At 47.9% G+C, this 12,162-nt stretch carries 13 protein-coding genes; 9 read left to right on the top strand and 4 right to left on the bottom strand.

The window, feature by feature from the left end:
- Positions 1–3: 3 nt before the first annotated feature.
- The 3 genes from recO to CLV82_RS04510 all read right to left on the bottom strand — a co-directional run bounded on the left by recO (position 4) and on the right by CLV82_RS04510 (position 3,490).
- Complete coding sequence (gene recO / locus CLV82_RS04520; protein WP_133643092.1) at positions 4–723, bottom strand: DNA repair protein RecO; 720 nt, start codon at positions 721–723, stop codon at positions 4–6.
- A gap of 93 nt (positions 724–816) precedes the next feature.
- Positions 817–2,160: an NADP-specific glutamate dehydrogenase gene (gene gdhA, locus CLV82_RS04515; protein ID WP_133643091.1), complete on the bottom strand. Its 1,344-nt coding sequence runs from the start codon at positions 2,158–2,160 to the stop codon at positions 817–819.
- A gap of 190 nt (positions 2,161–2,350) precedes the next feature.
- Positions 2,351–3,490, bottom strand: a complete 1,140-nt coding sequence (locus tag CLV82_RS04510) for a cystathionine gamma-synthase (RefSeq protein WP_133643462.1) — start codon at positions 3,488–3,490, stop codon at positions 2,351–2,353.
- Positions 3,491–3,599: 109 nt separating this feature from the next.
- Here CLV82_RS04510 and CLV82_RS04505 point away from each other — a divergent pair, with 109 nt between their 5' ends.
- The 3 genes from CLV82_RS04505 (at position 3,600) to CLV82_RS04495 (ending at position 5,704) form a co-directional block, all read left to right on the top strand.
- On the top strand, positions 3,600–4,346 hold the full coding sequence (locus CLV82_RS04505; protein WP_133643090.1) for a DUF3298 and DUF4163 domain-containing protein: 747 nt from the start codon (positions 3,600–3,602) through the stop codon (positions 4,344–4,346).
- 114 nt (positions 4,347–4,460) lie between these two features.
- Positions 4,461–4,814, top strand: a complete 354-nt coding sequence (locus CLV82_RS04500; protein WP_133643089.1) for an arsenate reductase family protein — start codon at positions 4,461–4,463, stop codon at positions 4,812–4,814.
- A complete protein-coding gene (locus tag CLV82_RS04495; RefSeq protein WP_133643088.1) occupies positions 4,811–5,704 on the top strand; it encodes a DMT family transporter in 894 nt (297 codons plus the stop codon). The genes CLV82_RS04500 and CLV82_RS04495 overlap by 4 nt, the downstream gene beginning before the upstream one ends.
- On the opposite strand, the gene CLV82_RS04490 is transcribed toward CLV82_RS04495, so the two are convergent.
- Positions 5,688–6,164, bottom strand: coding sequence for an acyl-CoA thioesterase (locus tag CLV82_RS04490; protein ID WP_133643087.1), 477 nt, complete (start codon positions 6,162–6,164; stop codon positions 5,688–5,690). The two genes, CLV82_RS04495 and CLV82_RS04490, sit on opposite strands and share 17 nt — an antisense overlap.
- Before the next feature lie 119 nt (positions 6,165–6,283).
- Here CLV82_RS04490 and CLV82_RS04485 point away from each other — a divergent pair, with 119 nt between their 5' ends.
- From CLV82_RS04485 to CLV82_RS04460, 6 genes are all read left to right on the top strand, one after another.
- A complete protein-coding gene (locus CLV82_RS04485; RefSeq protein ID WP_133643086.1) occupies positions 6,284–7,264 on the top strand; it encodes an NAD(P)H-dependent flavin oxidoreductase in 981 nt (326 codons plus the stop codon).
- Positions 7,265–8,227, top strand: a complete 963-nt coding sequence (locus CLV82_RS04480) for a YheT family hydrolase (protein ID WP_133643085.1) — start codon at positions 7,265–7,267, stop codon at positions 8,225–8,227.
- Positions 8,228–8,269: 42 nt separating this feature from the next.
- Positions 8,270–8,755, top strand: a complete 486-nt coding sequence (locus tag CLV82_RS04475) for a c-type cytochrome (protein ID WP_133643084.1) — start codon at positions 8,270–8,272, stop codon at positions 8,753–8,755.
- A gap of 353 nt (positions 8,756–9,108) precedes the next feature.
- Positions 9,109–9,852 (top strand): hypothetical protein, encoded by a 744-nt coding sequence (locus CLV82_RS04470; RefSeq protein WP_133643083.1) that lies wholly within the window; start codon positions 9,109–9,111, stop codon positions 9,850–9,852.
- A 105-nt stretch (positions 9,853–9,957) separates the two neighbouring features.
- On the top strand, positions 9,958–10,755 hold the full coding sequence (locus CLV82_RS04465; RefSeq protein ID WP_133643082.1) for a DUF3050 domain-containing protein: 798 nt from the start codon (positions 9,958–9,960) through the stop codon (positions 10,753–10,755).
- Positions 10,756–10,841: 86 nt separating this feature from the next.
- On the top strand, positions 10,842–12,149 hold the full coding sequence (locus CLV82_RS04460; protein ID WP_133643081.1) for a DUF2254 domain-containing protein: 1,308 nt from the start codon (positions 10,842–10,844) through the stop codon (positions 12,147–12,149).
- Positions 12,150–12,162: the final 13 nt, after the last annotated feature.

Genomic DNA, 12,162 nt, shown 5'->3' with positions numbered 1-12,162 from the left:
GATTTAACTGAAAACTTCATTGAGTATAGCAAGCGACTTGGGTTTTCGGAATCCGTGCAAATGTATTTCAAAATACTGTAAGAGAATTTGCAGCAGATCCTTTCGTTCGGTTTTTGTTAGTTTTATCTCTGGAAGTGCATCAAAATTTATGCCTAAGAGGGCTTTAAAATGAGATAATTCATCTCCTGACAAAAGGAGGTTCCCGGTAGCGTCCCGGAGAAAGAGGCCTTCCACAAGGTCAAAATACGGGTATTCATCCGCTGTGGTGTCCGGGTAGAAACCGAGATACCGACTTAATTCGAGCAAAAAAAGCAGGTGAAAATTCGCCGCTTGTTCATGGGTATCCAGCCACTGCAGCGAGGCCTGGAGATAATTGAAAAGCGGGACATTCTCTTCTTCTTCCTGAAGGCTGTGCACCAGGACTTCTGCCAGAAACTGGCAGATGGCACTTTTGTCCATACGGGTATGCAGGCTCTCGTAAGGATAGGCTACATGTACCTCTTTCAGATGTTCCAGGGTGCCTTTGTTCTTGTGGTAAGCCACAATTTCCAGTTGCATCAGGGGCTGAAAATAGGCTGCTTTAATCTTTGCTTTACGGGAGGATAACACCCCTTTAAGCAGATAAGTTTTCAGGCCGTCAGATTCCGTGAAAGCTTTTACGATCAAACTGCTGTCGCCGTATTTAAGGGAGGAAAGAACAATAGCTTTGGTGGTGACCTGCATAGTCTTCGGATCAGAAAGGCAAATATAAACAAACACCATGCACAAAAAAGGCCGGGAATCCCCGGCCTTATGCATTTATTACGATTTATTGGATCAGATCACCCCCTGGGCGAGCATTGCGTCGGCAACTTTAACAAAACCGGCAATGTTTGCTCCTTTCACGTAGTTACAATATCCATCTTCTTCTGTACCGAAAGCAGTACAGGAATCATGGATATCTTTCATAATTCCTTTCAGTCTCTCGTCCACTTCTTCACGGGTCCAGCTGATTCGCAGTGAGTTCTGCGACATTTCCAGTCCGGAAGTGGCAACACCCCCTGCATTGGATGCCTTCCCAGGTGCAAATAATATTTTCGCTTCGTGGAAAGCATGGATAGCCTCAGGAGTGGATGGCATGTTAGCTCCTTCAGCAACACATACACAGCCATTCTCAAGCAATGCTTTGGCATCGTTCCCATCCAGTTCGTTCTGGGTAGCACAAGGAAGTGCAATATGACATTTCACCTCCCATGGTGAACCACCTTTATGGAAGGTAGCTTTCGGGTATTTATCTACATATTCAGAGATCCTTCCGCGTTTGTTATTCTTAAGATCCATAACATACGCCAGTTTTTCCTCGTCTATTCCATCTGCATCATAGATATATCCACCGGAATCGGAAAGGGTAAGCACTTTCCCCCCAAGCTGTAATACTTTTTCGGCAGCAAACTGGGCCACGTTCCCTGAACCGGAAATCACGACATCTTTGTCCTTAATATCCTCACCTCTTGTTTTCAGCATATTCTGGGCGAAATACACGGTACCATAACCTGTAGCTTCCGGGCGGATCTTGGATCCTCCCCAGGAAAGACCTTTCCCGGTAAGCACCCCGGTGAATTCATTCCTGATCTTCTTATACATTCCGAACAGGAAACCGATCTCCCTGGCACCTACACCGATATCCCCTGCAGGCACATCTGTATTAGGACCGATATGGCGGCATAACTCGGTCATAAAAGCATGACAGAATCGCATTACCTCGTCATCAGATTTTCCCTTGGGATCAAAATCTGATCCTCCTTTTCCTCCACCCATTGGCAGGGTGGTGAGGCTGTTCTTAAAAACCTGCTCAAAGGCAAGGAATTTAAGAATACTGGCGTTCACCGAAGGGTGAAAACGTAATCCCCCTTTGTAAGGTCCGATGGCCGAGTTCATCTGGATACGGTAGCCACGGTTTACGTGGATATCCCCGTTATCATCAACCCATGCTACCCTGAAAGAGATCAGGCGCTCGGGTTCTACCATCCGGAGCAGGATGTTTTTGCCATTGTAAATTTCGTGTTTTGCAATGTATGGGATCACCGTCTCGGCTACTTCCTGTACTGCCTGGATGAATTCCGGCTCATGCCCATTCCGACTGATCACCTCATCCATAAAAGCTTTGATTTTCGCTTCCATATTATATGCTTAATTAATGTAATTGGTTCAGTCCCGGCTTCATGCAACAGCTCTGCTATGGACAGAACCTCTTAAAACAGGGATATTTTTAATATTATTCAATATATAGCAATTTCAGCGCTAAATTATGCTATTTAAATATTTTACCCCTGCTTTTTTTAAAAATTTGACAATTTGTTCCCACTGAGGATCAGCCGATAGCCTGTTCAAGATCGGCGACCAGGTCTGCAGCATCTTCAATTCCCACGCTTAGGCGGATCAGGGAGTCCACGACCCCACTTTTCTCACGCTCCTCTTTCGGGATACTGGCATGCGTCATACTGGCCGGGTGACCTGCAAGACTCTCCACTCCTCCAAGGGATTCCGCAAGGGTAAAGACTTTAAGTTTTTCCACTATGGCTATAGCCGCATCATAGGAACTGCCTTTGGGCACAAAGGAGACCATCCCGCCAAAATCGCGCATCTGCCTGGCAGCAACGTCATGGTTAGGGTGATCTTCAAAACCGGGCCAGTATACTTTTTCAATCGCCGGGTGAGCCTTGAGGTACTCGGCGACGATCCTGCCGTTCTCGCAGTGACGCTGCATCCGCACATGCAGGGTCTTTATCCCTCTTAGTGTCAGGAAACTATCCATCGGACCACACACGGCTCCACTGGCGTTCTGTAGAAAGTAAAGTTTATCGGCAAGCTCCTTATCCTTTACCACCAGGGCGCCTACAACAACATCGCTATGGCCCCCGAGGTACTTGGTAGCCGAATGCATCACTATGTCCGCACCCAGGTCCAGCGGTAGCTGTAGGTAAGGAGTAGCGAAAGTATTATCTACAGCAAGCAGCAGTTTATGTTTTTCAGCAAGGGCCGCCATGGCTTCAATATCGATCACATTCATCATGGGGTTGGTCGGGGTTTCAACCCATAACAACCTGGTATTCTCATTGATCTTTTCTTCCACGGCTGCCACGTCCTGCATCCCCACGAAGTGGAACTTCAGGCCAAAATCCTCAAATACCTTTTTGAAAAGGCGGTAGCTGCCACCGTATAAGTCGTTCGTTGAAACAATCTCATCACCTGGTTTCATCAGCTTCATCACGGCATCAATGGCTGCAAGGCCACTGCCGAAAGCCAGCCCGTAATTCCCGTTTTCTATACTTGCAAGGGAGGCTTCCAGTGCTGCCCTTGTAGGGTTACCACTCCGGGAATACTCGAATCCCTGGTGACCGCCCGGTGTACTCTGGGCGTAAGTGGAGGTCTGGTAGATAGGGGGCATTACCGCGCCATATGCCTTGTCGGGGGATTGCCCGCCGTGTATCGTCTTACTGTTAAATCTCAGGTCTTTATTGCTCATACTTCCTAAATTTGGAATACAAAAGTATCGTTATCTTTCCTAGAAACCAATGAAAATGAATTTGTAGCTTCGCCGGTGCGTTAAGACCTTATCCATGAAATATATTTTAGTGCTAAGCAGCCTGCTTTTCTTACTGATCTCCTGTTCCGAGGAGGAAACCCTTTTCTTTGAGCCGACCGAAATTAACAGCCAGGAATGTAAAGATTGTCCGGAGGTGAATATCACTATCCCGGAAGCCATGGGTTCAGAGAAATCTGTAAAAACGATCAACGCGGCATTAAGGGAAGAGATCATATCCCTGCTCACCTACGGCGAAACGGGACAGGCCGCTTCCGTAGAAGAAGCCATGGACGCTTTCGAGAAAGACTACAGGGAACTGCGTGAAAAATTTGATGATGAAATGGCAGGGTGGAAAGCCATCATCCGGGCAGAGGTGACCTACCAGGACCCGGGACTGGTCAGTATTGCCATGGAAGCCAACATGTTTACCGGAGGGGCACACGGCTACCAGGTTACCAGGCTCCTGAATTTTGACCGTGAAAAAGGAACCGAGCTAGAACCGGGGGAACTGTTTAGCGATGAAGAGGCATTCAAAAATTTTGCCGAGGCGCGTTTCCGGCAGCAGGAAGACATCCCTGCCGATGAGGCTATAAACAGTACAGGATTTATGTTCAGTGATGATCAGTTCTACCTCCCGGAGAATATTGGCTTATCTGAGAAGGGCCTCACCCTGCTCTACAACGAATACGAAGTTGCCTCCTATGCCGATGGCCGTGTAATTCTTCTGCTGTCCATGGACGAGGTGAGGGAATACCTGAAACCACGGTTTCGCTCCTCATAGGACAAGGCCGTAAAAACATAGAAATAATTGATTATGCCGGGTCCCTGGTTTCAGGATATGTCCTAGTTTTGCCTTTTATCCAAACAGGCAAGTATTTAAATAACCCAGTGCGGTATGAACACTATTTTCCATCTCAGTACATGTGACACCTGTAAAAGGATCCAAGGTGAAATCGGTAAGCCGGAAGGATACCGATTGCAGGATATAAAAACCGAACCCGTTTCCGGTTCCCAGTTAAAAGAATTGCACGCGCTGGCAGGAAGTTATGAATCCTTGTTCAACAAACGGGCGAGATTATATAAGGAAAGGGGGCTGAATAAGCAGGAATTAGGGGAAGAGGAATACAGGCAACTATTACTGGAGCATTATACCTTTCTTAAACGTCCGGTCATTGCGGGTAATGACCACATCTTCATCGGGAACAGCAAAAAAACCGTGGCCGAGGCCAAAGAATACCTGGGTTCTTGAATCGCCGAACCCTGGCCATCATGGCCGCTCTGGGGGCAACGGCCATTTACGGGGTAAACCATACCATCGCCAAAGGAGTGATGCCCGGCCATATCCAGCCTATGGGATTTGTGCTGCTAAGGGTTATTGGTGCAACTATACTCTTTTGGGCAATATCCTTCCTCGCACCCAGGGAACGCATTGAAAAGAAAGACTGGGGACGGGTCCTGGTATGTGCTATCTGCGGGATGGTGATCAACATGCTGGCTTTCTTTTCCGGCCTGGAGCTATCCACCCCTATCAACAGCAGTGTGCTGGTAACCACTACCCCGATCATCGTAGTGCTGTTATCTGCCTTCCTGATCCAGGAGAAGATCTACAAATTGCGAGCTTTGGGAATCGGGATTGGCCTGGTTGGCGCGCTTATCCTGGTCCTTTACGGCGGGGAGCTGAGACAGGATGCGCCAAATATCCCGCTGGGGAACCTGCTCTTTCTATTGAATGCTACATTTTACGGGTTGTACCTGATCCTGGTAAAAAAACTGATCGGTAAATATCACCCCTTTACCCTACTGAAATGGCTCTTCCTGATCGCCATTTTCATCAATCTGCCTTTTGGCTGGAGCCAGTTTATCGCAGTTGAATGGACCACCCTTCCCTGGGATGCGATCTGGAAGCTGGGATTCGTAGTGCTGGGAACTACCTTCTGTACTTACCTCTTCAATGCTTTTGCGCTTACCCAACTCAAGGCGAGTACAGTCAGTGCCTTTGTCTATGTTCAGCCATTGATCGGGATACTTTACGCCGTTGCCAGTGGAAAAGACCAGCTGACCTTACTGAAGGTTCTGGCCGCCTGCCTGGTATTACTCGGTGTTTACCTTGCCAGCAAACGCCCTAAGCCAGGTCTTTAGGAAATTTGCCATGGGCACGGGTATCCTCTTTAGTAAGGGTCCGGAATTCACCCGACTTTTCAAATGAATTAAAGGTCTCTAACAGGTCCGTTGGTAAAGCCGTCAGGCTTCTTTTCTGCAGGTCTATCCAGGCTCCCATCATTTCTCCGTGAGCCAGGTGCCTCCCTTTTTCATCGTAAAAGTTATGGTAGAACTCAAAGAACATCCCATCCTCACTCATCCCGACAATTTCCAGGGATACCCTGATCGGTTTACCGGGAAAGACCTCTTTAAAGTAATAGATATGTTCATAGAGTACCACCGGTCCGAGCGAGCGCTCAGCCATTGTCTTATGGTTAAAGCCCATCTCCATCAGGAAACCCATACGGGTGTGACTCATATAATTTACGAAGGCCGAATTAGCCAGGTGGCGGTTGGCATCGACATCACTCCAGCGGACTTCAAATTCTTTCAGGTACATAGAAAAGCTATTTTTTTATTATGCATGCATACTATTTCCAAAAATACCATAGTTTTGGAGAGGACCACAGTTTTAGGCCACAAAAAATTAGCGTATTTTTATCCATTAACCATATTCCCATGCAAGACAAACCCGACTTCCTGCAAACACTATCGCTCCCGGTAGTTGCCGCACCTATGTTCCTGATCTCTAATCCCGCACTGGTCATTTCGTGCTGTAAACAGGGAATCGTCGGCACCTTCCCGGCTTTGAACCAGCGAAGCAGCGAGGGATTCGAGGAATGGCTGATCGAGATCAAGGAAGCTTTGGCACAGTATGAGAAGGAAAGCGGGAAGAAGGCTGCTCCATTCGGGGTAAACCTTATAGTGCACCAAAGCAATCCCCGTTTACAGGCCGACCTGGAATTATGTATCAAGCATAAAGTACCCCTGGTTATTACTTCCCTGGGGGCAGTGTCGCAGGTAGTTGATGCCGTGCATAGTTACGGTGGACTTGTATTCCACGATGTCATCAAGAAACGGCATGCAGAAAAAGCTGCCGGTGCGGGCGTAGACGGACTTATCCTGGTCGCAGCAGGAGCCGGCGGACACGCCGGTACCATCAATCCTATGACCCTGGTTGCGGAGGTCAGGCAGTTCTTTAAAAAGACCATATTACTGTCAGGCTGTATCAGTACCGGGCGGGATGTCGCTTCGGCCATGCAGATGGGAGCCGACCTGGCCTATATGGGCACCCGGTTTATCAACACCAGCGAGAGTAATGCCCCGGAGGCATACCGGGAGATGATCGTAGAAGCAGGTGCGAGTGATGTCGTTTATACAGCAGCGGTATCCGGGGTTTACGCTAATTTTCTTGCCCCAAGCCTTAAAGCGGCGGGTTTATCTGAAGATGATTTAAAAAAGGGGAGTAAAATAGATTTTGGCAAAGAACTGGATACTGAAGCCAAAGCCTGGAAAACGATCTGGTCTGCGGGGCAGGGAGTAGCCACCATTGATGATGTACTACCTGTAGCTGAACTTGTTGAACTACTTAAAAAAGAATTCAAAGAGGCCGTTGAATCCCAGGCCGCTTTACTACATACATACCCTAAAGACCTGTAAATGCCCCATATCCCTGTAGAATACACACCACCTTTCCTGTTCAGGAGCGGTCACCTGGCTACTATCTACCACGGGCTGTTCCGCCGGGTGCGGGGTTTGGATCAGGAGCGGGAGCGAGTCCAGCTGTGGGACAGTGATTTCATAGATCTCGACTGGAGTTATAGTGATTCCCCAACCCATAAGGTTGTGATCCTGCTCCATGGCCTGGAAGGGAATGCGCAACGCCCCTATATTACAGGAAGTGCACGGGCCTTCAATAAGGCCGGCTACGATGCCTGCGCTGTAAACTTCAGGGGTTGCAGCGGGGAGACCAACAAGCTGTTCCGCTCCTATCATTCGGGCGCTACGGAAGACCTTCATGCGGTGATACAGCATATCCTTGGAACCAAAGATTACAGCGAATTGTATATAAAAGGTTTTAGCCTGGGCGGTAATATGGCCATGAAGTACCTGGGGGAAGGCCGCAATCTTCCACCCCAGCTGAAAGCCGCCGTTGGTGTCTCTGTTCCCTGTGACCTGCATGAATCGCTGAAAAGATTGCTTTCCAGGGAGAATTACCTGTATGCCCGCCGTTTCCTGAAGCACCTGGTCCGGAAACTAAAGGAGAAGCAAAAAATGTTCCCGGAAGAACTTCCGGACAGATTACTGAAACGGATAAGGAATCTCAAGGATTTTGATGACCTGTACACCAGTGTAGCCCATGGCTTTAAGGACGCAGAGGATTATTATGAGCAATGCAGTGCACTGCAGTTTTTACCGAATATTCACCTGCCAGCGTTGATCATTAACGCAAAGGACGATTCCTTCCTTGGCAATGCCTGCTATCCTTTTGATATAGCCCGGATAAACCCGGCCTTATACCTGGAAACTCCCGGTTACGGGGGACATGTAGGTTTTTACGGCGAGCAGAATATTACTTATTCTGAAAAAAGGTCTATAAATTTCTTTGAAGACCTCAGCTGAACAACTGTATTTATTATCTTAGTGAACCTAAATAATTGAACAATGAAAAAACTAGCCATGATATTGGCCATGGGAGCTGTGATGATCAGCTGCGGTGACAAGGAGAAGAAAGAAGAATCCAAGGACGGTTTTGAAATGAACCGCACCAAAAAAACCGAAAAGAAAGAAACTGAGTCCGTAGAGGTCCCGGTGGATATGAGTAACAAAGGGATAGGTCCGGTAGAATCTGTTGAATTCGGTGACGAGATAGATATGGAATTAGCAGCGCAGGGCGAGGCCAAATACAATGCCATCTGTACCGCCTGCCATATGACAGACCAGAGAATGATTGGTCCGGCACTTGCAGGGATCTATGAAAGACGCAGCCCGGAGTGGGTTATGAATATGATCCTGAACCCGGATGGTATGCTTAAGGAAGACCCGATTGCAAAAGCACTGCTGAAAGAATACAATAATGCTATAATGCTGAACCAGAACCTTACCAGGGAAGAGACCAGGGCTATCGCCGAATACCTGCGAACCCTTTAATTGGCATTACAGGATATTAATTTGTGAACGCCTGCACTAAATTTAGTGCGGGCGTTTTTTTCAGCTTGTGGCTCAAAGGACCAGGTTATAAAAATTTGCCAGGCAGTCGTGGAAATTTTACTTCATTTAAAGACTAGGTTATGGCAGGATATCATTTCATAAATAATATGCCCCGAATTTACATCCCGAATTTTCCGGAAAATATTCGGTCTCAACCACCAGAAGCAGGCCCGGTATGTAACGCAATCCCGGGTATTTTGAACGGAATCACTTTTATAGCACAAATTGCGCTGATTGAACAACAACTTTCGTACTTTACGAGTTAATATTATATCAGCATTAAAGTTTCCCCTATGTATAAGATCGTATCAATTGCGCTTCTCTTGATTGCCACCCAGTCAATGACCGGGCAGCGAAGCCTTGAACTCCGGGAAACTTTACCCCAGGCAGAAAAGAATATACTCGCAAGTACCCCGGAAAAGCCGCGGGAACTGCTGCCAGGGGGTGGATCCGACGGCATCAATAATGATAATAAGAGAAGCTGGTCTTTTTTCAACCAGAAAGACGAGGTCGTACTTGCCTTCCATTACCAGGATGGTACTTTATTGAAAGCTGTTAACCGTCTGAGTGTGCCCCTGAGCGTTCCTGTACTCTCCCAGGGTAGCTACCGGATGGAGGAAGTGGACAGTCCGCCGCTCTACCTGGGTGATCCATATGATTTTACCCATTTACTGCAGCAGGAATTTCCATTAAAAAGATCGGTACGTGAAGCTAACTGCAGCGGACTTTTCCAGGCCAGCCTTATCATTGGTCCCGAAGGACAACTAAAATCCATAACTGCAGATAAAGTTCCTTTCCCGGGGATGGAAACTCCTTTCCTCAGTGCTTTAGGAAGATTGCAGGGAAGATGGTTACCTGCCGTGAAGAACGGGCAGGGTGTAAGCAGCAAGGTCCTGGTATTAATGGATCTCCAAAGTTTTCCCGACACGGAATGCGCCTCACACTACACTACCCCTTACTTACAAAAACCAGGGGTGTTCGTAGTAACCAGGAAGCTTATCTCCAAAGAAACTTCCACTATGGCAACCGCTCAATAAGCTGAGCATCACTATTTCCACCTACCAGTTCCAAAAAATATCAACGGGTTGTATTTTTGCAGCCCCGGGAGGCATTCATTGCTTTCCGGGCTAAAAAACACTGCTATGAGTTATATTGAAAAGATAGAGCAAGACCTCCAAAGCCTGAGAAATGCCCTTAAAACCCACAGGTTGTACGATCAGCTTGAAGACGTGGACGACATTCGGGTGTTCATGGAACAACACGTGTACGCGGTCTGGGATTTTATGTCTTTGCTTAAAGCCCTGCAAATGAGGCTTACCACCATCACCACCCCGTGGTTACCTCGGGAAAACGCTTCACTGGCCAGGTTTATTAACGAGATCGTTCATGGAGAAGAGAGTGACCTGAATGAGGTGGGCGAACCCAAAAGTCATTTCGAGATGTACCTGGATGCCATGGAGCAGATCGGCGCCAATACCTCGGAGGTCGATGGGATGGTCAGCTCCTTACGCCGGGGATCTTCTATCGAGGAAGCATTGTCGCGGCTGGAAGTTGATGAGAAGGTCCTCAATTTTGTACGTTATACATTCCGGGTTATCAATACCGATAAACCCCACCTGATCGCCTCGGCATTTACTTTTGGCCGGGAAGACCTTATCCCGGATATGTTCGTGCAGATCCTGAAGCGAGCAGAAGGCGGCAAGGAACGCTATAATAAACTCAGTTATTACCTGGATCGCCACATTGAATTGGATGGAGATGAACACGGTCCTCTGTCCCTGCAAATGGTCTCGGAGTTGTGCGGGGAAGATGACGCGAAATGGCAGGAAGCAGCCCGGACTGCCAGGGAAGCCCTGCAACAGAGAGTATTACTTTGGGATGCTATTGCTGACCTGATCGTTAAAAGGAAAGAGAGCCTTACTCACTCGAATATCTCATAGGGAGGAAAGGGGTACCGAACTTATTGCATACCTTAGATGTACCACCGGGGCCAGCTCACTAAAACCTGTCCCGGGACGGCCGGATTATGAATAAAATTCAATTTCTCTGGGGAAAACTTGTCTCCACCTTTTGGTTTATCCCAATACTGATCGTCGTCCTGGCCATAGGAATGGCCATTGGTTTACTTTACCTGGACAACCTCTATAACTATCAACCCAGCGGAGTGGTTCAGCTGGTGTTCTCGGGCAGCGCAGACTCTGCCAGGAGCGTATTGTCTACGATCTCGGGGGCAATGATCGGGGTGGCCGGGACAGTCTTTTCCCTTACCCTTGTAGCCCTTACCCTGGCTTCCTCCCAGTTCGGCCCACGGTTACTGAATAATTTTATGCACGACCGCCTGAACCAGGTAGTGCTCGGCACCTATATTGCCACCTACGTCTATTGCCTCCTGGTCCTGAACTCAGTTTCTCAAAATGATTCACTGCAGTTTATCCCTACCATTTCCGTTTTTATGGCAATACTGGCAACGGTCGCCAATATCATCCTGCTGATCGTATTCATACATCACATCGCTATAAGTATACAGGCAGACCGGGTGATCGCTGATATCTCCTCTTCCCTTTCCCGGAACATGAAAACTCTTTTCCCTGATCAGCTTGGAGAAGGCAACGAGAAGCCCACACCAAACCTGGATGAGATCAGGAACAAATTCCAGCAGAATTCTGTCTTACTTGCCGGGGAGGGCGGCTACCTGCAATACGTGGACGAAGGACTTGTTACCGAGATTGCCAGCGAACTGGATATCTTATTATTGCTGCAGATCAGACCCGGTGCCTTTGTCGTTGAGCACCAGCAAATAGGGGAAATCTATTCCCTGGCACCAATCAGCCCCGGGGATCTAGATCGTATCCAAGATGCTTTTATTTACGGGCAATCGCGTACCACTCAACAGGATGCGGAATTCTCTATCCACCAAATGGTAGAGATAGCTGCCCGTGCATTATCGCCGGGAATCAATGATCCTTTTACCGCTATTTCCTGTGTCGACAACCTGTGCAGTACGCTTTGTTACCTTACCAGGGTACAATTCCCGCTTCCGTACCGCTATGATGAGGAGAATGTACTGCGTGTCGTGACAGACTCCCTCACCTTTGAAGGAATGCTCAATGCAGCCTTTAACCAGATCCGGCAGTTTGCAGTGGGGAGTCCCTCTGTCATGATACGTTTGGTGGAAGCCCTGAAGACCATTCATACCTTATCAGAGGACCAGGAACAACGGGAGGCAGTTGAACGCCATACCAGGATGATCGTAAGAGCAGCCGAAAAACATTTTGATGAAAAAAATGACTTGCAGGATTTAAAGGAAAGAAGCAATTTCGCATTGCAGACATAGCGAACTTAACTTT

The sequence above is a fragment of the Zeaxanthinibacter enoshimensis genome (assembly GCF_004362865.1).
In the GTDB taxonomy this organism is placed as follows: Bacteria; Bacteroidota; Bacteroidia; order Flavobacteriales; family Flavobacteriaceae; genus Zeaxanthinibacter; species Zeaxanthinibacter enoshimensis.
The sequence above is the reverse complement of the archived record's forward strand: the minus strand, read 5'-3'. Positions and strand labels throughout refer to the sequence as shown.

What these genes read in the sequence shown, in the direction of transcription:
- gdhA (WP_133643091.1), bottom strand. Translation starts at nt 2,160, where the DNA reads ATGGAAGCGAAAATCAAAGCTTTTATGGATGAGGTGATCAGTCGGAAT.
- CLV82_RS04460 (WP_133643081.1), top strand. Translation starts at nt 10,842, where the DNA reads ATGAATAAAATTCAATTTCTCTGGGGAAAACTTGTCTCCACCTTTTGG.
- CLV82_RS04480 (WP_133643085.1), top strand. Translation starts at nt 7,265, where the DNA reads ATGCCCCATATCCCTGTAGAATACACACCACCTTTCCTGTTCAGGAGC.
- CLV82_RS04505 (WP_133643090.1), top strand. Translation starts at nt 3,600, where the DNA reads ATGAAATATATTTTAGTGCTAAGCAGCCTGCTTTTCTTACTGATCTCC.
- CLV82_RS04500 (WP_133643089.1), top strand. Translation starts at nt 4,461, where the DNA reads ATGAACACTATTTTCCATCTCAGTACATGTGACACCTGTAAAAGGATC.
- recO (WP_133643092.1), bottom strand. Translation starts at nt 723, where the DNA reads ATGCAGGTCACCACCAAAGCTATTGTTCTTTCCTCCCTTAAATACGGC.
- CLV82_RS04490 (WP_133643087.1), bottom strand. Translation starts at nt 6,164, where the DNA reads ATGTACCTGAAAGAATTTGAAGTCCGCTGGAGTGATGTCGATGCCAAC.
- CLV82_RS04470 (WP_133643083.1), top strand. Translation starts at nt 9,109, where the DNA reads ATGTATAAGATCGTATCAATTGCGCTTCTCTTGATTGCCACCCAGTCA.
- CLV82_RS04485 (WP_133643086.1), top strand. Translation starts at nt 6,284, where the DNA reads ATGCAAGACAAACCCGACTTCCTGCAAACACTATCGCTCCCGGTAGTT.
- CLV82_RS04465 (WP_133643082.1), top strand. Translation starts at nt 9,958, where the DNA reads ATGAGTTATATTGAAAAGATAGAGCAAGACCTCCAAAGCCTGAGAAAT.
- CLV82_RS04475 (WP_133643084.1), top strand. Translation starts at nt 8,270, where the DNA reads ATGAAAAAACTAGCCATGATATTGGCCATGGGAGCTGTGATGATCAGC.